The organism is Marinobacter suaedae, assembly GCF_030519635.1.
GTDB lineage: Bacteria > Pseudomonadota > Gammaproteobacteria > Pseudomonadales > Oleiphilaceae > Marinobacter > Marinobacter suaedae.
This window is the reverse complement of the sequence record NZ_JAUMIS010000003.1, coordinates 1-20,852: the sequence shown is the minus strand read 5'-3', so window position 1 is coordinate 20,852 and position 20,852 is coordinate 1. Positions and strand designations below refer to the sequence as shown.

Sequence of the window (20,852 nt, the reverse complement as noted above, 5' to 3'; positions counted from 1 at the left end):
CTCGGCTTATTAGAAACGGAAGTGGGAGAAAGCCTTGTTGGCTTCTGCCATGCGGTGAACGTCTTCGCGCTTCTTCACAGCGGCGCCCTTGCTCTCAACGGCGTCCAGGATTTCTCCGGCCAGACGCTGAGCCATGGACTTCTCACCACGCTTCCGTGAGAATTCAACGAGCCAGCGCATGGCCAGCGCGTTCTGACGGGAAGGCCGAACTTCTACAGGCACCTGGTAGGTAGCACCACCAACACGACGGGATTTAACCTCAACCATCGGCTGGATGTTCTCCAGGGCCTTCTCGAACATGTCGATCGGCTCTTCCTTGGATTTTTCGGCGACGATATCGAGCGCGCCGTAAACAATGCGCTCTGCAACAGACTTCTTGCCGCTTTCCATCACGTGGTTGATGAACTTGGCAAGGCGTGCACTGCCGAATTTAGGATCCGGGATAATTTCCCGTTTAGCTGCAACTCTTCTTCTAGGCATCGATAAGCCCTTATCTATTTAAAAGGTCTTCAGGAACCCCTGAGATAGCCAATTGCTACTCAGCCTTACTCTTACCGTTCTAACAAGCAACGATAAAAGACACCCATTAGGGACATCAGGACTTGGGTCGTTTTGCACCGTACTTGGAGCGACCCTGCTTACGGTTCTGCACACCCTGGGTGTCCAGTGTTCCGCGAACAGTGTGGTAACGCACACCCGGGAGGTCCTTTACACGACCGCCACGGATAAGCACTACGCTGTGCTCCTGAAGGTTATGACCTTCACCACCGATGTATGAGGAAACCTCGTAGCCGTTAGTCAGACGAACACGGCACACTTTACGCAGTGCTGAGTTCGGCTTCTTCGGCGTTGTGGTGTACACACGAGTGCACACACCACGGCGCTGAGGACAGGCCTGGAGAGCGGGAACGTCGCTCTTGGCTACCTTGCGCTTACGAGGCTTACGCACCAACTGATTAATCGTTGCCATGTAAGCAAACTCCAAAAACCATTCCAATGAAACTTACCCCCTGGGTACAGGGGGTAAAATTTGAGGGCCGCAAGTTTAAGCCTGCGGCCCATGTCAGTCAAGATGACTGATCTCTTTTTAACCACCTTCGGAATAGGTATCTATCCGGAGGTGGCTCGCCAGCCCAACTCAGCTTTCGCGGTTGAGCTCTGCGCTGAGCGCCTCTTCGACATCCGCCGCGGTCACACCCTGCTCACCCAGTTCGCGCTTGCGACGGCGCTCGCTGTGGTACGCCAGACCAGTGCCGGCCGGAATCAGACGACCAACAACCACGTTCTCTTTCAGGCCGCGCAGGTAATCACGCTTGCCGGTAACCGCACCTTCGGTGAGGACCCGCGTGGTTTCCTGGAACGACGCAGCAGAAATGAACGACTCGGTCGCCAGAGAAGCCTTGGTGATACCCAGCAGCAGACGCTCGAAGCGCGCCGGCTCTTTGTCAGCAGCATCGGCCTTCTCGTTCTCTTCGAGCACCTGGTTGATTTCCACCTGGTCGCCGGAAAGCAGAGTCGTATCGCCCGGGTCGGTCACTTCAACCTTGCGCAGCATCTGGCGAACGATAACTTCGATGTGCTTGTCGTTGATGACAACGCCCTGCAGACGGTACACGTCCTGGATTTCGTTAGTGATGTACTTGGCCAGCTCGACCACACCCAGAAGACGCAGAATGTCGTGCGGGTTAGACGGGCCATCAGAAATCACCTCGCCCCGCTCAACAGTTTCGCCCTCGAACACGTTAAGCTGACGATGCTTCGGAATCAGAACCTCGTAAGCGTCTGCATCTTTCGGCGTAATCACCAGACGCTTCTTGCCCTTGGTTTCCTTGCCGAAGGACACGGTGCCGCTGATTTCTGCCAGGATCGCAGACTCTTTCGGACGACGCGCCTCGAACAGATCCGCAACCCGCGGCAGACCACCGGTTATATCCCGTGTCTTCGAGCTTTCCTGCGGAATCCGCGCAACCACGTCACCCAGCTCAACCTTGGCGCCATTGGCCATGGTGACCAGGGCGTTGGCTGGCAGGAAGTACATAGCCGTTGCGCCACCCGGAAGCTCGACCTCATTACCGGACTCATCCAGCAGCTGGATACCCGGACGAACGTCCTTACCAGCAGCAGGGCGATCCTTCGGGTCGATCACTTCCATGGTAGACAGGCCTGTCAGCTCGTCAGTCTGGGTGCGGACGCTGATGCCCTGCTCCATGTTGACAAACTTGGCTGTACCCTGGGCTTCGGCAATAATCGGGTGGGTATGCGGATCCCACTTAGCCACAACCACACCGGCCTCAACCGCATCGCCGTTCTTAACAGACAGCACGGCACCGTAGGGCAGCTTATACCACTCACGCTCACGACCCTGTTCATCGGCAATGGCCAGCGCTGAGGAACGGGATACAACCACCAGGCTGCCATCGGTCTTCTCAATAGACTTCAGGTTATGCAGGCGAACAGTACCGCCATGCTTGACCTGAATGTTATCCACCGCGGAGGCCCGGCTCGCCGCACCACCGATGTGGAAGGTACGCATGGTCAGCTGGGTACCCGGCTCACCGATGGACTGAGCCGCGATAACACCAACGGCCTCACCAACGTTAACCTGGTGTCCACGGGCCAGATCACGGCCGTAACACTTGGAGCAGATACCGTGGCGGGTTTCACAGGTGATCGCAGAGCGCACCCAGACCTCGTCTACACCGGCCCGCTCGAGCGTCTCGACGGTCTTCTCATCCAGCAGGGTGCCGGACGGAACAACCGCGTTGTCCTTGTCGGTCGGGGTAAACGCATCGCGAGCGGTAACACGACCCAGCACACGATCGCCCAGCGGCACAACAACGTCGCCACCCTCGATGTGCGGCGTCATCAGCAGGCCTTCGGCCGTGCCACAGTCTTCCTCGGTGACCACCAGATCCTGGGATACATCGACCAGACGACGGGTCAGGTAACCGGAGTTCGCAGTCTTCAGAGCGGTATCTGCCAGACCCTTACGAGCACCGTGGGTCGAGATGAAGTACTGGAGTACGTTCAGACCTTCACGGAAGTTCGCAGTGATCGGCGTCTCAATGATCGAGCCATCCGGCTTGGCCATCAGACCACGCATACCCGCCAACTGACGGATCTGGGCCGCAGAACCCCGCGCCCCGGAGTCGGCCATCATGTAGACGGAGTTGAACGACTCCTGCATCAGGTCTTCGCCGTCTTCGCCCTTCACAGGCAGGCCATCAGGCCCGATAACCTGCTCTTTCGACAAACGCTCCATCATAGCCTTGGAGACTTTGTCGTTGGCGCGGGACCAGATATCGATGACCTTATTGTACTTCTCACCCTGGGTCAGGAGACCGGATGCGTACTGGTTTTCGATGTCCTTAACTTCATCGGTAGCCGCGTCGACCATCTCGTACTTCTCGGGCGGGATCTCGAAGTCGTTGAAACAGATCGAGATACCGGACACGGTCGCGTAGTGGTAACCCATGTACATGAGCTGGTCAGCAAAGATAACGGTGTCTTTCAGGCCCGCATCGCGATAGCAGGTATTGATCAGACCGGAAATGGCCTTCTTGACCATCGGCTTGTTGACCAGATCGAACGACAGGCCATCCGGCACGATATCAAACAGCAGCGAACGGCCAACGGTGGTCTCAACGACCTTGAAGGTTTCCTCGCGGGAACCGTCTTCCGCGACGCTCACCTCCTTAACCCGAACCTTGACCTTGGCCTGAAGGTCCACCATTCCGGCGCCGTACGCGCGGTGAACTTCCTTCACATCAGAGAACACCATGCCCTCACCCAGCGCACTTTCGCGCTCACGGGTCATGTAGTACAGACCAAGTACCACGTCCTGGGACGGAACGATGATCGGCTCTCCGTTTGCCGGAGACAGAACGTTGTTGGTAGACATCATCAGGGCACGGGCTTCGAGCTGCGCCTCCAGAGTCAGCGGTACGTGTACCGCCATCTGGTCACCGTCGAAGTCCGCGTTATAGGCGGCACACACCAGCGGGTGCAGCTGAATCGCCTTGCCTTCGATCAGAACCGGCTCGAACGCCTGGATACCCAGACGGTGCAGGGTCGGCGCACGGTTCAGCATGATCGGGTGCTCACGAATGACTTCGTCCAGGATATCCCAGACCACGCCTTCTTCGCGCTCAACCATCTTCTTGGCGGCTTTGATTGTCGTCGCCAGGCCGCGATGCTCCAGCTTGGAGAAAATAAACGGCTTGAACAGCTCCAGCGCCATCTTCTTGGGAAGACCACACTGGTGCAGGCGCAGGTATGGACCTACCACGATGACCGAACGGCCCGAGTAGTCTACCCGCTTACCCAGCAGGTTCTGACGGAAACGACCCTGCTTACCTTTGATCATGTCGGCCAGGGACTTCAGCGGGCGCTTGTTGGTGCCGGTGATAGCACGCCCACGGCGGCCGTTATCCAGCAGCGCGTCAACTGCTTCCTGCAGCATCCGCTTTTCGTTACGGACAATGATGTCCGGCGCGTTGAGCTCGAGCAGGCGTTTGAGACGGTTGTTCCGGTTGATCACACGACGGTACAAATCGTTCAGGTCAGAGGTGGCAAAGCGACCACCATCCAGCGGTACCAGCGGACGGAGATCCGGCGGCAGAACCGGCAGAACGGTCATGATCATGTCACCCGGGCGGTTGCCGGAGTGCAGGAACGCTTCAAGAATCTTCAGGCGCTTGCTGAACTTCTTGATCTTGGTTTCGGAATTGGTCTGCGGAATCTCTTCCCGCAGCGCGTCAACCTCGGCCTGCAGATCGATACCTTCCAGCAATTCCTTGACGGCTTCCGCACCCATGCGGGCATCGAATTCGTCACCAAACTCTTCGAGGGCTTCGTAGTACTGCTCGTCGTTCAGCAGCTGGCCCTTTTCAAGCGTGGTCATGCCAGGCTCGATGACGATGAAGGACTCAAAATACAGAACCCGCTCGATGTCACGCAGAGTCATGTCCAGCATCAAGCCAATACGGGATGGCAGGGACTTCAGGAACCAGATGTGGGCGACCGGGCTAGCCAGTTCGATGTGCCCCATACGGTCACGACGAACATTGGCCAGAGCGACTTCAACGCCACACTTCTCACAGATAACACCACGGTGCTTCAGGCGCTTGTATTTGCCGCACAGACACTCGTAGTCCTTGATCGGGCCGAAGATCTTGGCACAGAAAAGACCGTCACGCTCAGGCTTGAACGTACGGTAGTTAATGGTCTCAGGCTTTTTAACCTCACCGTAAGACCATGAGCGAATCATGTCAGGGGATGCCAGGCCGATGCGAATGGCATCGAATTCCTTGCTTTGGTTCTGGCTCTTGAGAAGATTCAGCAAATCTTTCATCAGTAAAAGCTCCGGATGGCGTTAAATTCGGGCGGGTACACGGGGTACCCGCTCACGCTGCCAAAAACAATTCGGCTTACTCGGATTCCAGCTCGATGTCGATACCCAGCGAGCGGATTTCCTTGACAAGAACGTTGAAGGATTCGGGCATGCCCGGCTCCATACGATGATCCCCATCAACAATGTTCTTGTACATCTTGGTCCGACCATTCACGTCATCAGACTTGACGGTAAGCATTTCCTGCAGCGTATACGCCGCACCGTAGGCCTCAAGGGCCCACACTTCCATCTCACCGAAACGCTGTCCACCGAACTGGGCCTTACCACCCAGCGGCTGCTGGGTAACCAGGCTGTACGAACCGGTAGAACGGGCGTGCATTTTGTCGTCGATCAGGTGGTTCAGCTTCAGGATATACATGTAGCCAACCGTCACCGGTCGATCGAATGCATCACCTGTACGACCATCGTACAACACAGTCTGGCCAGTGGTGCTCAGGCCGGCAAGCTCGAGCATCCGCTTCACTTCCGCTTCCTTCGCGCCATCGAAGACCGGAGTCGCCATCGGTACGCCGGAACGCAGATTTCCACACAGCTCCAGGATTTCCTTGTCGCTCAGGGAGTCCAGATCCACCTTGAACACTTCGTCCGAATGGTTGTAGATCTCATCCAGCAGTTTGCGCAGCTCGGCAATCTTGCGCTGCTCATCCAGCATCTGGCTGATGCGCTCACCCAGACCTTTGGCAGCCGCACCCAGGTGCGTTTCAAGAACCTGGCCAACGTTCATCCGCGACGGAACACCCAGAGGGTTCAGCACGATATCCACGGTGGTTCCGTGCTCATCGTACGGCATATCCTCAATAGGCATGACCGCAGAGATAACACCCTTGTTCCCGTGACGACCGGCCATTTTGTCGCCAGGCTGAATGCGACGCTTGATGGCCAGGTACACTTTGACAATTTTCAGCACGCCCGGAGCCAGGTCGTCGCCCTGCTGCAGCTTGCCTTTCTTGTCGTCGAAACGGGCTTCGTGTTCTTTCTTGCGATCGTCCAGAGACTGCTCGGACTTCTCCAGCAGCTCATTCAGGCTTTCGTCCTTCATCCGGAGCTTGAACCAGTCCGGACGCGGCAGCTCAGCCAGATAAGCCTCGTCCAGCTTGGCGCCCTTCTTCAGGCCGGGTCCACTGATGACTTCCTGACCGTTCAGAGCATTCATCAAACGCTCGTAGGTAGCACCCTCAACGATCCGGTATTCGTCTTTAAGATCCTTGCGGTACTGATCCAGCTGCTCTTTCTCGATGGACTGAGCACGCTGATCCTTCTCGATACCGTCACGGGTAAAGACCTGAACATCGATAACGGTTCCGCGAGTACCAGTCGGGACACGGGCAGAGGTGTCTTTTACATCAGACGCCTTTTCACCGAAGATCGCACGCAGCAGCTTCTCCTCCGGAGTCAGCTGAGTCTCACCCTTCGGCGTTACCTTACCGACCAGAATGTCGCCCGGGCCCACTTCGGCACCGATGTAGACAATGCCGGACTCGTCCAGCTTGGCCAGCGCACTTTCACCCACGTTCGGGATGTCTGCCGTGATCTCTTCGCTACCGAGTTTGGTATCACGAGCGACACAGGTCAGTTCCTGGATATGGATAGTCGTCAGACGATCTTCCTGAACCACCTTCTCGGAGATCAGGATCGAGTCCTCGAAGTTGTATCCGTTCCAGGGCATGAACGCGATGCGCATGTTCTGGCCCAGCGCCAGCTCACCCAGATCCACAGACGGGCCGTCAGCCAGAACGTCACCACGCGCTACGGCATCGCCCTGACGAACGATGGAACGCTGGTTGATACAGGTATTCTGGTTGGAGCGGGTGTATTTGGTGAGGTTGTAGATATCCACACCTGCATCACCGGCTTCGGTTTCGTCGTTGTTGACGCGAACTACGATACGGGCCGCATCAACGCTTTCAATCACACCACCACGACGGGCAGTCACACAGACGCCGGAATCCTGGGCCACAGTACGCTCAACACCGGTACCGACCAGAGGTACCTGGGAGCGCAGGGTCGGAACGGCCTGACGCTGCATGTTCGCACCCATCAGAGCCCGGTTCGCATCGTCGTGCTCAAGGAACGGAATCAGAGACGCAGCAACCGACACAACCTGGCGCGGCGATACGTCCATGAAGTTCACGCTCTCCGGCGGCATTACGGTGAATTCGTTCTGATGACGCACGGTAACCAGCTCGTCTGTCAGACGGCGGGATTCCTCGTCCATCGCCGCACTTGCCTGGGCGATAACGTAGTTGCTCTCTTCGATGGCCGACAGGTAAACCACCTCGTCGGTCACCACGCCATCTACCACTTTCCGGTACGGACTCTCAAGGAAACCGTAGGAGTTGGAGCGGGCATAGGTCGCCAGTGAGTTGATCAGACCGATGTTCGGACCTTCCGGAGTCTCGATCGGACACACACGTCCGTAATGAGTCGGGTGTACGTCACGAACCTCGAAGCCGGCTCGCTCCCGGGTCAGACCGCCCGGCCCAAGTGCCGAAATACGACGCTTGTGAGTCACTTCCGACAGCGGGTTGTTCTGATCCATAAACTGGGACAACTGACTGGAACCGAAGAACTCCTTCACAGCCGCAGCTACCGGCTTGGCGTTGATTAGGTCTTGCGGCATCAGGCCTTCGCTCTCAGCAAGACTCAGACGCTCACGAACTGCCCGCTCAACACGGACCAGACCGACACGGAACTGGTTCTCCGCCATCTCACCCACACAGCGAACACGACGGTTACCCAGGTTATCAATATCGTCCACACTGCCCTGACCGTTACGGATGTTGATCAGAGTCTTGAGAACATCAATGATGTCTTCGTTGGTCAGGGTACCCGGACCAGTGCTGTCTTCACGACCCAGACGACGATTGAGCTTCATACGGCCAACGCCGGACAGATCGTAACGCTCGTCGGAGAAGAACAGGTTGGTAAACAGGTTTTCCGCCGACTCTTTGGTGGGCGGCTCTCCCGGGCGCATCATACGGTAGATCTCGACCAGCGCTTCCAGCGGCGTGCGGGTCGGATCGATACGCAGGGTATCGGACATGAACGGACCACAGTCGAGGTCGTTCGTGTACAGGGTTTCGATTTCCGTAATACCGGCGTCCAGCAGCTTCTCGATCAGCTCGGCTGTCAGCTCGGAGTTACATTCGGCCAGCACCTCTCCGGACTTGCTGTCGACCATGTCTTTGGCCAGAACACGTCCATGGAGGTACTCGGTAGGCACGTCCAACTCATTAATGCCGGCCTTTTCAAGCTGGCGAATGTGGCGCGCGGTGATCCGGCGACCTTCCTCTGCAATGACATTGCCGTCCTTATCCTTGATATCAAAGGTCGCAATGTCGCCACGCAGACGGCTCGGAACCAGCTCAAGCTTGCAGGTTTCGGCACCCAGCGTGAACTTACTGGTATCGAAGAACATCTCCAGCATCTGCTCGGAGGTGAACCCCAGACCACGCAGAAGGATGGTGGCGGGCAGCTTACGACGACGGTCGATACGAACGAACACAGAGTCCTTCGGATCGAACTCGAAGTCGAGCCAGGAGCCACGGTAAGGAATCACCCGCGCGGAGTACAGCAGTTTGCCGGAGGAGTGAGTCTTGCCCTTGTCGTGATCGAAGAACACACCTGGTGAACGGTGGAGCTGGGAAACGATTACACGCTCAGTACCATTGATAACGAAGGTACCGTTCTCGGTCATCAGGGGCATTTCGCCCATGTAGACTTCTTGCTCCTTGATGTCCTTGATCGCCTTGTTGGACGACTCCTTATCGTAAATGATAAGGCGGACTTTCACCCGCAGCGGCGCTGCGTAGGTTACGCCCCTAAGCTGGCATTCCTTGACGTCAAAAACCGGCTCGCCAATACGATAGCTAACGTACTCGAGCGCGGCATTGCCAGAGTAACTGACAATTGGGAATACGGATTTAAATGCTGCGTGAAGACCGGTTTCCCGGCGGTCTTCAGGAGCGGCTTCCATTTGGAGGAAGTCCCGGAACGAATCCAGCTGAATAGACAGCAAATAGGGGACGTCCATCACGGAAGGCAATTTGCTAAAGTCTTTGCGAATCCGCTTTTTCTCAGTGTAGGAGTAAGTCATCTGCATTCCCCAGCTTTAGACCTGATACCTGGTATCAAGAAGCAACCAATGTTCTGCTTCGGGGCCGAATTGCTCGGCATATAGCGCCGTCTTGAACAAGACCCTGGCTGTCGCTGTTATAGCTCTGGCGCCTGTCTGCCATAGCAGACCAGAGTCTATAGCACATACAACAGAAAAAGGCCGGTGGCGTAAAGCCACCAGCCTGTCCATGCTTAAAGCACGGTGTCGATCAAAAACCGACTCTTACTTGAGCTCAACAGAAGCGCCTGCTTCCTCAAGCTTCTTCTTGGCTTCTTCAGCGTCGTCCTTGGAAGCGCCTTCCTTAACAGTAGACGGAGCACCGTCAACCATTTCCTTAGCTTCCTTCAGACCCAGACCAGTCAGCTCACGAACGGCCTTGATGACGTTTACTTTCTTCTCGCCCGGGCCAGTCAGAACTACGTCGAACTCGGTCTGCTCTTCAGCAGCAGCCGCGTCGCCACCAGCGGCAGCCGGAGCAGCAGCAACGGCAGCTTCAGCGGAAACGCCGAACTTCTCTTCCATAGCTTCAACGAGCTCAACAACTTCCATTACGCTCATTTCAGCAATTGCATTCAAAATATCGTCTTTAGACAGAGCCATGACTTTCTCCAAAAAATAGAAAAATAGTGTTCAACAGAATCAAGCAGCTTCGCGCTTCTGGTCACGGACTGCGGCTACTACCCGCGTAATCCGTCCAGGAACGTCGTTCAGGCTGCGTACGAGCTTGGTAACTGGTGCCTTGGTTACGACTGCCAGCTTGGTCAACGCTTCGTGGAGCGTCGGCAGCTTGGCAAGGCGATCAATCTGTTCTGCGCCCATCAGCTCACCGCCGACAGCCAGACCTTTGATCTCAAACGCCTCATTCTCTTTGGCAAAATCCTTCAGCAGGCGCGCAGCGGCACCCGGATCTTCCATAGAGAAGGCCAGAATGGTTGGGCCTACCAGAGCTTCGTCAATGCACTCGAACTCGGTACCTTTGATGGCGATCTTTGCCAGGTTGTTACGAACAACCTTCAGATGCACCTTCTCAGCACGAGCCTTGGCACGAAGCGCAGTCATGTCACCAGAAGTGACACCGCGGTAGTCAGCCAAAACCACAGACAGAGCAGCACCAGCAGTCTCGTTGACTTCAGCGACGATCGCCTTCTTGTCTTCGAGTCTAATTGCCACTGGTAATCTCCTCGATTTCGCCGGTTCTTACCGGCAAACCCATCAATGCCCTTTCGGGCGCCTAACGGTGTTTGGGTTCAGAGAACGTCTTCACACCGTCTGCGCAGGCGTTGCTTTAACCCTTGTGGCCTTCCGGCATCCGGAAGGCCGCGGGGGCCTGCGGTCTTTGACAGCCTTGGCTTCCGCCTAGACTACAAAGCAACTACCGATCCGGACCTTAAAGTGCCAGGGTTCCCTGATCGATAGCCAGGCCAGGACCCATGGTCGAGGACAGGGTGATCTTCTTCAGATACACACCTTTCGCCGACGCAGGCTTGGCCTTTTTCAGGTCTGCAACCAGAGCTTCAAGGTTCTCCTTGATGGTCTGAGCAGAGAATTCCACGTTGCCCAGCGGAGCGTGGATGATGCCGTTCTTATCGGTGCGGTAGCGCACCTGACCCGCCTTGGCGTTTTTGACCGCAGTCTCAACGTCCGGAGTTACGGTACCAACCTTCGGGTTTGGCATCAGGCCACGCGGGCCCAAGATCTGACCCAGCTGACCAACGACACGCATGGCGTCCGGCGTTGCGATAACAACGTCGAAATCCATGTTGCCTTTCTTAACTTCTTCCGCCAGATCGTCCATACCGACAACATCGGCGCCTGCAGCGGTTGCTTTCTCAGCGTTTGCACCCTGAGTAAAAACGGCTACGCGAACAGACTTGCCGGTGCCGTGAGGCAGAACAGTACTGCTACGAACAACCTGGTCGGATTTACGCGCGTCAACACCCAGGTTGACAGCAACGTCGATAGACTCCTTGAACTTGACGCCTTCGCCCAGCTCAACCAGCAGAGCAACGGCCTCGTCAATAGAGTATGAACGGCCGGCTTCCACTTTTTCACGAATCAGCTTCTGACGCTTACTCAGCTTTGCCATCTTACAGGCCCTCCACGTTCAGGCCCATGCTACGGGCTGTTCCGGCGATGGTACGAACCGCTGCATCCATGTCGGCTGCAGTCAGGTCAGGCTCTTTGGTCTTGGCAATCTCTTCGAGCTGCGCACGGGTCACGGTACCGACTTTCTCGGTATTCGGACGACCGGAACCACTCTTGATACCAGCAGCCTTCTTCAGCAGAACCGCGGCAGGCGGTGTCTTGGTGATGAACGTGAAGCTGCGATCGCTGTAAACAGTGATAACAGTCGGAATCGGCAGACCAGGCTCCATTTCCTGAGTCTTGGCGTTGAACGCCTTGCAGAATTCCATGATATTAACGCCGTGCTGACCCAGCGCGGGACCAACAGGGGGGCTTGGGTTGGCCTTACCGGCAGCAACCTGAAGCTTGATGTACGCTTCGATCTTCTTTGCCATGACAGTTCTCCTATGGGTTCAAACGCCTTTCGGCTCCCCTCTTCAGACACAAAAAGCCCGCGTCGCCTGGGCGCGCGAGCTTTCAGATGTAAAGCAACCGATCAGTCTTTTTCGACCTGCCCAAACTCCAGCTCGACCGGAGTTGAACGACCAAAGATCAGAACAGCCACCTTCAAACGACTCTTGTCGTAATCCACTTCCTCTACCACGCCATTGAAATCAGCAAACGGACCTTCAATAACGCGAACAATCTCTCCCGGCTCAAACAGGGTCTTGGGCTTCGGCTTTTCCGCACCACTCTCTACTCGGCGCAGGATCGCCTCAGCCTCACGCTCGGTGATAGGAGCCGGCTTATCCTTGGTCCCACCGATGAAACCAAGAACCTTTGGCGTATCTTTTACAAGATGCCACGATGCATCATCCATTTCCATCTGGACGAGTACGTACCCCGGATAGAATTTGCGCTCACTCTTCCGCTTCTTACCATCGCGCATTTCGACCACTTCCTCGGTAGGCACGAGGATTTCGCCGAACATATCTTCCATGCCATTCAGAGCCACACGCTCTTTAAGAGTGCGCATCACATGCTTTTCGAAGCCAGAATACGCATGAACCACGTACCAGCGCTTAGCCATTGCACACTCCCATTAACCGATAAATCCGGCGACCAACCAACTGATCAGCGAATCCATTCCCCACAGAATCAACGCCACAACCAGCACAAACACCACAACAATAATGGTGGTCTGCACCAGCTCAGGCCTGGTGGGCCAAACGACTTTCCGAATCTCGACACGCGCCTCTTTCAACAAGGTCGCGAACCGACGCCCACGATCAGTCTGGAGCGCAACGAAGGCCGCCACAAGAGCGAGACCCACGAGAGCCAGAACCCGATACAACAATGACTCGGCACTAAAATACTGATTACCGACGACACCGACGACAATCAATGCGAAAACAACCAGCCACTTCAGGAGATCGAAACGACTGGTTGACTGTACGGCTTTTGACTCCATAGGAATCAGCTTTTGTATCCAAATGTTTTAAAAATGGCAGGCCAGGAGGGAATCGAACCCCCAACCTGCGGTTTTGGAGACCGCTGCTCTGCCAATTGAGCTACTGGCCTGCACCGAAACAACTCAGTGCAACTACTACTTACCGAGCAATCACTCGATAATCTTGGATACCACGCCGGCACCAACGGTACGGCCACCTTCGCGGATTGCGAAGCGCAGACCATCTTCCATGGCGATCGGAGCGATCAGGGTAACACTCATCTTCACGTTGTCACCCGGCATAACCATTTCTACGCCTTCCGGCAGTTCGCAAGAACCGGTTACGTCGGTGGTACGGAAGTAGAACTGAGGACGGTAGCCCTTGAAGAACGGGGTATGACGACCACCTTCTTCTTTGCTCAGTACGTACACTTCGCACTCGAACTTGGTGTGCGGAGTGATGGAACCCGGCACCGCCAGAACCTGGCCACGCTCAACGTCGTCACGCTTGGTACCACGCAGCAGAACACCAACGTTCTCACCGGCACGACCTTCGTCGAGCAGCTTACGGAACATTTCAACACCGGTACAGGTGGTCTTGGTGGTCTCACGGATACCAACAATTTCAACTTCGTCGCCAACCTTGATGATGCCACGCTCTACACGACCGGTAACAACAGTACCACGGCCAGAGATAGAGAATACGTCCTCGATCGGCATCAGGAACGGCTGGTCAATGGCACGCTCCGGCTCAGGGATGTAGTCGTCCAGGGCTTCTACCAGCTTCTTAACAGCGGTAGTACCCATTTCGTTGTCATCCTTACCTTCCAGAGCCATCAGGGCAGAACCGGTGATGATCGGAGTGTCGTCACCCGGGAAGTCGTACTGGCTCAGCAGGTCACGAACTTCCATCTCTACCAGCTCAAGCAGCTCTTCATCGTCAACCATGTCGGCCTTGTTCAGGAACACAACGATGAAAGGAACGCCAACCTGACGGGACAGCAGGATGTGCTCACGAGTCTGCGGCATGGGGCCGTCAGCTGCGGAGCAAACCAGGATCGCGCCGTCCATCTGCGCCGCACCAGTGATCATGTTCTTCACATAGTCAGCGTGGCCCGGGCAGTCTACGTGCGCGTAGTGACGAGTCGGAGAATCGTACTCAACGTGAGAAGTAGCGATGGTGATACCACGCGCTTTCTCTTCCGGAGCGTTATCGATCTGGTCAAACGCGCTGGCAGTACCTGTACCCCATACTTCGTGACACACACGAGTCAGAGCGGCAGTCAGAGTGGTTTTACCATGGTCAACGTGACCGATGGTGCCCACGTTTACATGAGGCTTACTGCGTTCGAACTTTTCTTTGGACATTTGACCAACTCCCTAATCAACAGGACCGTAACGTTGACCGGATTGAAAGTGGAGCTCATGGGCGGATTTGAACCGCCGACCTCACCCTTACCAAGGGTGTGCTCTACCGACTGAGCTACATGAGCATTACAAAACCAAATTGGAGCGGGCAGCGGGAATCGAACCCGCGTCATCAGCTTGGAAGGCTGAGGTAATAGCCACTATACGATGCCCGCGAGCAATAAGTGGTGGAGGGGGCAGGATTCGAACCTGCGAAGGCGATGCCGTCAGATTTACAGTCTGATCCCTTTGGCCACTCGGGAACCCCTCCGAGTCAGATTTACTCTCGCAAACCTGTCAAAAACTAAAAGTGGAGCTGGCGGACGGAATCGAACCCCCGACCTGCTGATTACAAGTCAGCTGCTCTACCAACTGAGCTACGCCAGCTCACATTCGCCTCGTCAGCGAGGGCGGTATACTACGGATTTTTTTTCGGCGTTGCAACACCCTCACAAGGGTTGATTTCAACGAAATCAAAATTGCTTCCATAATCCGCTTCCACCGCCGGAACCAGCTCTTCTACAAGAGCGGGCTGCCCCTCAAAAGCGAGCGCGTAGCTTATCTGATTTCGGGGGAAGTTTGCCAGCACCGCATTAAGATTCTGACGTTTTTTTTCTTCCAGCACGGATATTGCTGCCTCTCGCGACTCAAACAGCCCCAGAGAGATCGCATTTCGGTTCTCACCCTCGGTCACGAGATAGGAATCAATGCCACGACGCTGGATCTCACGAAACTGCCGAAGCGCTTCGGCGCCTGGCTGAGGGGGGATGATGACCCAGTTATAGGGCGTCAGTTCACGGCGCTCTTCGACCACCACCAGCTCGACCGCCTCACCGGCTCGGGCCTCGATCAAGCGTTGCGCTTGCTCACGAGTCTCCAACCAGCCCATCCGGACACAGACCCTCAGTTCGGGCTCTTCGGCCGACACCTCTTCCACGGGCTCCCCCACACCTTGCCGGGCAGCGACACTTCCTGAACCCGTTTCCCCCATCGCCTCAGCTGCGCCCTCGGCTTCCGGCGAACCTGAAGCTATCGGCCCCACCGGCGCCCCAGCAACCGGGGCAGAAACATCAGCCACTTCCGCCCGGGGTTCGGCGTCAGGCTCCGGTTCAGGTTCAGGCTCAGGCACTGGTTCCTGCAACTCCGTGGCTGTTACCGGCTGGACGCCGGCTTCCTGCAATACCTCCTGCTCAGGGGCTGGCTCGGCCCACTCGCTGGTTTCGGACTCAGGCGATTTAAGGCTGGCAACACGAGGCAAGGTGCCCCCGTCCGTCACTGGGGACCGAACTGGCGGCTGGAACACATCGGCGAAATACCAGACGGCAACATTGATAGCCAGCACGATGAACGCCAACCACTTCATACCGCTGACTCCTCACCGTCGATACGTGCAAGCCCTTGCAGTACCAGGTCCGGAACAATCATCCCGCCCAGCCCCAAGCCAACCAAGCGCTCCGCATCTCCGCCGGTTACCAGAACATCCTTTATCGAAAACCGGTCTACGTCCTCCTGAATCTTCGCCACCATTCCGGCAGACAACCAGGCCAGCCCGTGGTTAACGCATTCCCCGGTTGACCGCCCGGGAGACCGATCCAATACCTGATTCGGCTCAAAACCAATGCGAGCGGCATCGGTTTTCAGGCTTCGGAACATCATCTGCAAACCCGGTAAGATAAAACCGCCAAGATGCTGCCCTGCTCCGTCAACGTAATCGACGGTAACGGCACTTCCCGCATCAACAATCGCCACCCCCTGTCGGTACGTTGACCAGGCGCCATACATGGCATGCCAACGGTCAGCCCCCATCTTTGAAGGATCGTCATAAGCATTTCGAAGACCAGCTCGCTCCGCCTCCGCCCAGTGATAGACCACAGGCGCCGGTGTTAACAAGGCCAACACCTCCGACAGGCGTTTTCGCTGCGGCTCTCCCGCGACCACCGAGACAGCAACACGCTCAACGTCGCTCAGACGCCCGGCGAGTGATGCCAGCGATTCCTGATCAACAAGGTCCACTGCGCCCTGATCTACGACCACTGGTTGCTCGTTGCTCCCCTTAACCAACCGCCACTTGATTCGGGTATTACCGGCATCGATGAGCAGCCTCATGACACCACCCTGAGACTGATTTCACCGGCGCGCACTGGAACGGTCCCATCGCCGGTCCGAACCAGATAGTTGCCGCGCTCGTCGATGCCCGCCGCGATGCCCACCACACCGCCTCCCTTAGCTTCTACGGATTGGCCTTTGAAAATATCACGTGCCTGCCAGGGTTCCAGAAAGGCACCGAAACCGTCTCGAGAAAACAGATCAAGCGCATCCTGAACGGCAGTAATCAAGTTACCGGCAAGATCATTGCGGCGCCAGCGAACGTCCGGGTAAGAACGGGCAAGACTGCTCCACGGCTGATCGACACCGCCCAGCGTTTGCGCATGTACATTGATACCGAAGCCGGCAATCACCTGCACAACCCCCTCCTGCAATTCCCCCTGAAGCTCTACAAGAATCCCACCGAGCTTTCCGCCGGGAACAAAAATATCATTGGGCCACTTTAACCCGAGACCCTGTGCACCGAGTCGCTCCAGAGCGTTGGCCACGGCAACCCCCAACACGAGGCTCAATCCATCAAGTCTCGAAAAACCACCCTGCAGAGTAATCCCCATGGATAGATAAAGATTTTCCCCCCGGGGACTCGTCCATACCCTCCCACGACGACCACGGCCCGCTGTCTGGCAATCAGCAATGGTAATTGGCAGACTGGCCTCCCCCGACGACATCCGACGACCGACCTCGGCGTTGGTCGAGCCCACTTCATCCAAGACTTGCAGGGCAATATCGCCCCGGTACTCAGGGGCAATGGCCGACAAGATGCTGTCGGCATCAAGCAAATCCACGGAGGAAAGCAACTGGTAGCCTTTGCCACGAATGGTCTGAATCTCCACACCCTCTTCCATGGCCTTTCGGACCTGTTTCCAGACTGCGGTACGACTGACACCAAGCTTGGCGGCGAGGGATTCACCGGAGTGAACTTCGCCATCACTCAGGTGTGTGATCAATGCTTTAGACTTCATTTGATGCCATCCGGACAGGAAAGTGGACTCCGCCGGATTAAACACCAGCAGAGACCAAAAGACAAAGTTGGTATCCAGCGCCGGGTAGCTGGATACCCGATTTCAGGGAATGGGCGTGGCGGTCAGATTGGCACGAATATCGACGTTGTGCAGATTGACCCCGTAGATTGCGGTTTGACTTCCTCCGGCTGGATGCACCAGGTCAACGTTATTGATAGACAACTCTTTAAACTGGGTGCGTGCCGATACAGCAAATCCCAATGGACGATTCTGCTTCTCATCTGTCGTAGGATTGCTGACATAGCGATAACCGCCGGGCGCCGAAGAATCCATGATTTTCTCATCTCCGCGCGCGCCAACCACGCCCTTTGCGTCGGTACCCGTGGATTTTTTCACCACTTTGGTCTGGTAAATATCTATCGCGAGCTCGGTCTGGATGCCGAAGGTATTATCCTCCATCCCATCACCATCAAAATCACCGCCATCACTGGTATAGATGTCATTGATGACCAGCTGGGTTCCGGTGCCGTTGACCAGGTTACCGCCATCACCAATCTGGCGATTGGTTTCCCAGGTCAGTGCGTTTTTCTTTTCATCACTGAGGGCCCTGGCAAAGATTTGCTTGAGTCGAATGGTAACCCCTTCCTCACCCCGGTCTTCCCAGCGGCCACCGGTCGCCTGACACGCCAAGGCTGTCACCCCCATGCCTCCGGCACAGACCGTTCCGGCGCCGCCGGGCATGATCATCATACTGCTGCCGGTTTCGTATTTTTGCAGCTCGAATCGCCCAATACTCTGCCCCGTGTCCTTGTCACCCACTCGCAGGTTCCCGATATTCATGGTGCCCCACGCTTCACCCTTGATAATGGCCAGACCTTCATCAGTGAGATCGATAGTCATGTCCCGGACGTGACTGTCGTAGTCCAGCTCGGTCAACCAGAGACCTTTCTGGCTCATCTCGCCACTTCCCTCATCGTAGGGCGCGGCAATGACTGCGGCCTTACCGTTGCGAATTTGAACGTCCGAGTTGATGGTAATACCTTCCCCGCTCGTGCCCCCAGGACCGAGGGTCAGGTGTCCGTCCAGCTCGAACTCATAGGCCGGGTAGAATCCCAATGCCAGCAGCAGCTCTGTCCCGTCCTTCAACTCCGAATCCTCGCTGGCCACACGCAATCCATTGATTCGATATCCGGCCTCAACGCCCTCGAATCCAATTCTCAGTCCGTCATAGAACTGCGTGTCATTCCGGACTTCAGACCTGGTTACGTTCAGCGTCACGTCACCGCGCCCCCAGGACTGCGAGCCGCTGAGGATGACTCGATTACCGTCTTCCGTATAGGCTATGTTGGCGTCAGCCAGACTCCACTCTGTCGACAGTCGCATTCCCTGGGGGCCGGCATCGGCGTGACCACCGCCCTGCAAATAGAGCGCATTGGTGTAGGCTTGGCCAGTAAAGGAAGCATCTTCAAACAGAAAACCCAGATCGACAGCGCCGAAGCGCTTCCCTGCCCACCGAGTTCAATGGAGCCGATGCTCAGATCGCCAGTCAACGAGGTGGTCGTCAACCCGAGCGCCGGCCTTCCACGGCGGTCTGCGGTAACATCCACCAGCAGGTCAATCAACTGGTAGGCTCCCGTAATATCGCGAAGCGCCAGGGCATTTCCATCGTCTATAAGGACCATAGACACTCCTAAAACATGCCGTGTCCGCGGTCGATGTATTCGGTACGGTAGCGCTGGCTGCCATACAACGCTTCGTTAAGGTTAACCTCGGTTGCGCCGTTAGGAATGTTAAAGAAAGCACCGGCAGTCGTTCGGATGAAATCTTCAGGGGTGATGTCGGTATTGCTGACGTCCTTCAGCCAATCAAGATCCTTGGTCTGAAAGGAGATGAAGGTGCCATCGGTAGCACCGGTGATGCGCCGTTCGCCATCGACTTCGCCCACTTCGCCGATCGGAAAGCTGTTGTAGATATCGAGATCGAAACAGGCATCGATCCCGAGAATCACATAGTCCTGAGCGTAAACGTAGATATCACCGCTACCACAACTGAAGAAAGAGCAATCGGGGACCTCGATTTCCGAGCTGCCCCCCCCCAACCAATCAGGTTTTTGAGCGACCACCGGGTAAACCCACCGGCACCCTCCAGAACAAATTTCTCACCGTCCGGAATGCCAATGTACTCGGCTCTGATTGGATCCAGGGAACCTATATTCGGATCGCCTTCGGCGCCATACACCAGCTTGGCTTTCGTCACCAGCGGGCTGTTCTTCTCCAGCAGAGGCGTCAAAAGGACAATCAACTGGTCAAAGAAGTTACCGTCAGAGTCCGCCTGCCTAATCCCCTCTCCACGATCGACGATGTCCACATTGATACTGCCGGTAAGGGTTTCAATCTTGCCGGAGAAAAACCCCCATCGAATTACCGAAGCCAAGGCGGAAACCCACTACTTCTTCAGTGGCTTCATCGTAGGCAAATTCGAAGAAGGGATTTTCAATGTGGAAAGGGACTATTTCACCTTCGGCGTAGGCGGAGCCGTCGGGTTTTCGTTGACGGGGCGCCTTGGGGTTCGCCTCGAAGTAGGCCTGATTATTGATATACCCCAGACCAAAATCTTCGATATATACATCCGAGCTGCCGGCTTTTTCTCCATCCCGCTCATATCGGCCCATTTCAAGGACATCAATTCCGGTCTGAATATCGTATCCATTCCTAGGTTTACACGGGTATAAGAGGTGGAGTTGTTTTCGTCAGGGTGATATTGGCGATCAACAGACTTGAACGCCTGGCCGGTCACTTCCGATAGCTGATCATCAGAAATGGGCTGCAATTCGGCAAAAGCCGATACACTCATCAACCCCAGCACGAGGAGGGCTACGCTATTTTTACTCATAGTCACGTCTCACTGTCGCCGCACTTTTATTGTGAGCGGCTGTTCCTTATGAAGACTGATGAGCGTCTCTGAAAGCTGGCTATCGTTTTATTTTTTGCCAGTTCTTTTTTTGATCAGTTTAATGCGACGTCCAGTCTGTCACGGTGAGGAATCTCGAAGAATGGTTATCCAGGCCAGTTTTATTTTTCGACCATCACAGCCAGAAGAGCACCCATGGCCGGTTTTCTAAAGGCAATAAAAAACCCCCGGCAGCGGTGCTGTCGGGGGTTTTGGTATTAGGAGTCTGACGATGACCTACTCTCGCATGGGCAATGCCAAACTACCATCGGCGCAGGCCTGTTTCACTTCTGAGTTCGGGATGGGATCAGGTGGTTCCGGGCCGCTATGGTCGTCAGACAAAACGGTTGATCACTGGGAAGGACGAGATAAATAGTGATGATG

General features: G+C 55.9%; 19 protein-coding genes, 5 tRNA genes and 1 rRNA gene. All 25 read right to left on the bottom strand.

What is annotated here, in order from left to right:
* Positions 1–9 precede the first annotated feature (9 nt).
* The 25 genes from rpsG to rrf all read right to left on the bottom strand — a co-directional run bounded on the left by rpsG (position 10) and on the right by rrf (position 20,807).
* Positions 10–480 carry a 30S ribosomal protein S7 gene (rpsG, locus tag QVZ43_RS15610; RefSeq protein WP_223795746.1) on the bottom strand — a complete coding sequence of 157 codons (471 nt, stop codon included), beginning with the start codon at positions 478–480 and terminating at the stop codon, positions 10–12.
* A 115-nt stretch (positions 481–595) separates the two neighbouring features.
* Complete coding sequence (rpsL, locus tag QVZ43_RS15605; RefSeq protein ID WP_008174844.1) at positions 596–970, bottom strand: 30S ribosomal protein S12; 375 nt, start codon at positions 968–970, stop codon at positions 596–598.
* A 168-nt stretch (positions 971–1,138) separates the two neighbouring features.
* A complete protein-coding gene (gene rpoC / locus QVZ43_RS15600; RefSeq protein WP_223795747.1) occupies positions 1,139–5,353 on the bottom strand; it encodes a DNA-directed RNA polymerase subunit beta' in 4,215 nt (1,404 codons plus the stop codon).
* A gap of 76 nt (positions 5,354–5,429) precedes the next feature.
* Complete coding sequence (gene rpoB / locus QVZ43_RS15595; protein ID WP_223795748.1) at positions 5,430–9,509, bottom strand: DNA-directed RNA polymerase subunit beta; 4,080 nt, start codon at positions 9,507–9,509, stop codon at positions 5,430–5,432.
* 243 nt (positions 9,510–9,752) lie between these two features.
* On the bottom strand, positions 9,753–10,130 hold the full coding sequence (rplL, locus tag QVZ43_RS15590; protein ID WP_223795749.1) for a 50S ribosomal protein L7/L12: 378 nt from the start codon (positions 10,128–10,130) through the stop codon (positions 9,753–9,755).
* Positions 10,131–10,169: 39 nt separating this feature from the next.
* Positions 10,170–10,700, bottom strand: a complete 531-nt coding sequence (rplJ, locus tag QVZ43_RS15585; RefSeq protein WP_223795750.1) for a 50S ribosomal protein L10 — start codon at positions 10,698–10,700, stop codon at positions 10,170–10,172.
* A 217-nt stretch (positions 10,701–10,917) separates the two neighbouring features.
* Complete coding sequence (rplA, locus tag QVZ43_RS15580; RefSeq protein WP_223795751.1) at positions 10,918–11,616, bottom strand: 50S ribosomal protein L1; 699 nt, start codon at positions 11,614–11,616, stop codon at positions 10,918–10,920.
* A 1-nt stretch (position 11,617) separates the two neighbouring features.
* Positions 11,618–12,049 carry a 50S ribosomal protein L11 gene (rplK, locus tag QVZ43_RS15575; RefSeq protein WP_223795752.1) on the bottom strand — a complete coding sequence of 144 codons (432 nt, stop codon included), beginning with the start codon at positions 12,047–12,049 and terminating at the stop codon, positions 11,618–11,620.
* A gap of 101 nt (positions 12,050–12,150) precedes the next feature.
* Entirely contained in the window at positions 12,151–12,684 is a 534-nt protein-coding gene (nusG, locus tag QVZ43_RS15570) for a transcription termination/antitermination protein NusG (RefSeq protein WP_302910680.1), read from the bottom strand.
* Positions 12,685–12,696: 12 nt separating this feature from the next.
* Positions 12,697–13,065 (bottom strand): preprotein translocase subunit SecE, encoded by a 369-nt coding sequence (gene secE, locus QVZ43_RS15565; RefSeq protein ID WP_223795754.1) that lies wholly within the window; start codon positions 13,063–13,065, stop codon positions 12,697–12,699.
* A 34-nt stretch (positions 13,066–13,099) separates the two neighbouring features.
* Positions 13,100–13,175, bottom strand: a tRNA-Trp gene (locus QVZ43_RS15560).
* A gap of 40 nt (positions 13,176–13,215) precedes the next feature.
* Positions 13,216–14,412, bottom strand: a complete 1,197-nt coding sequence (gene tuf / locus QVZ43_RS15555; protein ID WP_223795744.1) for an elongation factor Tu — start codon at positions 14,410–14,412, stop codon at positions 13,216–13,218.
* Positions 14,413–14,461: 49 nt separating this feature from the next.
* Positions 14,462–14,537: transfer RNA gene (locus tag QVZ43_RS15550), tRNA-Thr, on the bottom strand.
* Between the two features lie 15 nt (positions 14,538–14,552).
* A tRNA-Gly gene (locus tag QVZ43_RS15545) sits at positions 14,553–14,627 on the bottom strand.
* Between the two features lie 10 nt (positions 14,628–14,637).
* A tRNA-Tyr gene (locus QVZ43_RS15540) sits at positions 14,638–14,722 on the bottom strand.
* A 40-nt stretch (positions 14,723–14,762) separates the two neighbouring features.
* Positions 14,763–14,838, bottom strand: a tRNA-Thr gene (locus QVZ43_RS15535).
* Positions 14,839–14,869: 31 nt separating this feature from the next.
* Positions 14,870–15,814 (bottom strand): hypothetical protein, encoded by a 945-nt coding sequence (locus QVZ43_RS15530; protein WP_223795755.1) that lies wholly within the window; start codon positions 15,812–15,814, stop codon positions 14,870–14,872.
* Positions 15,811–16,557 carry a type III pantothenate kinase gene (locus QVZ43_RS15525; RefSeq protein ID WP_302910679.1) on the bottom strand — a complete coding sequence of 249 codons (747 nt, stop codon included), beginning with the start codon at positions 16,555–16,557 and terminating at the stop codon, positions 15,811–15,813. Before QVZ43_RS15525 ends, QVZ43_RS15530 begins: the two co-directional genes overlap by 4 nt.
* The gene (locus tag QVZ43_RS15520; protein WP_223795757.1) at positions 16,554–17,519 is read right to left on the bottom strand and encodes a biotin--[acetyl-CoA-carboxylase] ligase; all 966 of its coding nucleotides are present in this window, start codon (positions 17,517–17,519) and stop codon (positions 16,554–16,556) included. Before QVZ43_RS15520 ends, QVZ43_RS15525 begins: the two co-directional genes overlap by 4 nt.
* Positions 17,520–17,621: 102 nt before the next feature.
* On the bottom strand, positions 17,622–18,902 hold the full coding sequence (locus QVZ43_RS15515) for a hypothetical protein (protein ID WP_302910678.1): 1,281 nt from the start codon (positions 18,900–18,902) through the stop codon (positions 17,622–17,624).
* The gene (locus QVZ43_RS15510; RefSeq protein ID WP_302910677.1) at positions 18,860–19,201 is read right to left on the bottom strand and encodes a hypothetical protein; all 342 of its coding nucleotides are present in this window, start codon (positions 19,199–19,201) and stop codon (positions 18,860–18,862) included. Before QVZ43_RS15510 ends, QVZ43_RS15515 begins: the two co-directional genes overlap by 43 nt.
* Positions 19,202–19,209: 8 nt before the next feature.
* Positions 19,210–19,527, bottom strand: a complete 318-nt coding sequence (locus tag QVZ43_RS16460; RefSeq protein WP_338140903.1) for a hypothetical protein — start codon at positions 19,525–19,527, stop codon at positions 19,210–19,212.
* A complete protein-coding gene (locus tag QVZ43_RS16455; protein ID WP_338140902.1) occupies positions 19,524–19,952 on the bottom strand; it encodes a hypothetical protein in 429 nt (142 codons plus the stop codon). The genes QVZ43_RS16460 and QVZ43_RS16455 overlap by 4 nt, the downstream gene beginning before the upstream one ends.
* Entirely contained in the window at positions 19,909–20,190 is a 282-nt protein-coding gene (locus QVZ43_RS16450) for a hypothetical protein (protein ID WP_338140904.1), read from the bottom strand. The genes QVZ43_RS16455 and QVZ43_RS16450 overlap by 44 nt, the downstream gene beginning before the upstream one ends.
* Positions 20,191–20,692: 502 nt before the next feature.
* A 5S ribosomal RNA gene (gene rrf, locus QVZ43_RS15500) occupies positions 20,693–20,807 on the bottom strand.
* Positions 20,808–20,852: the final 45 nt, after the last annotated feature.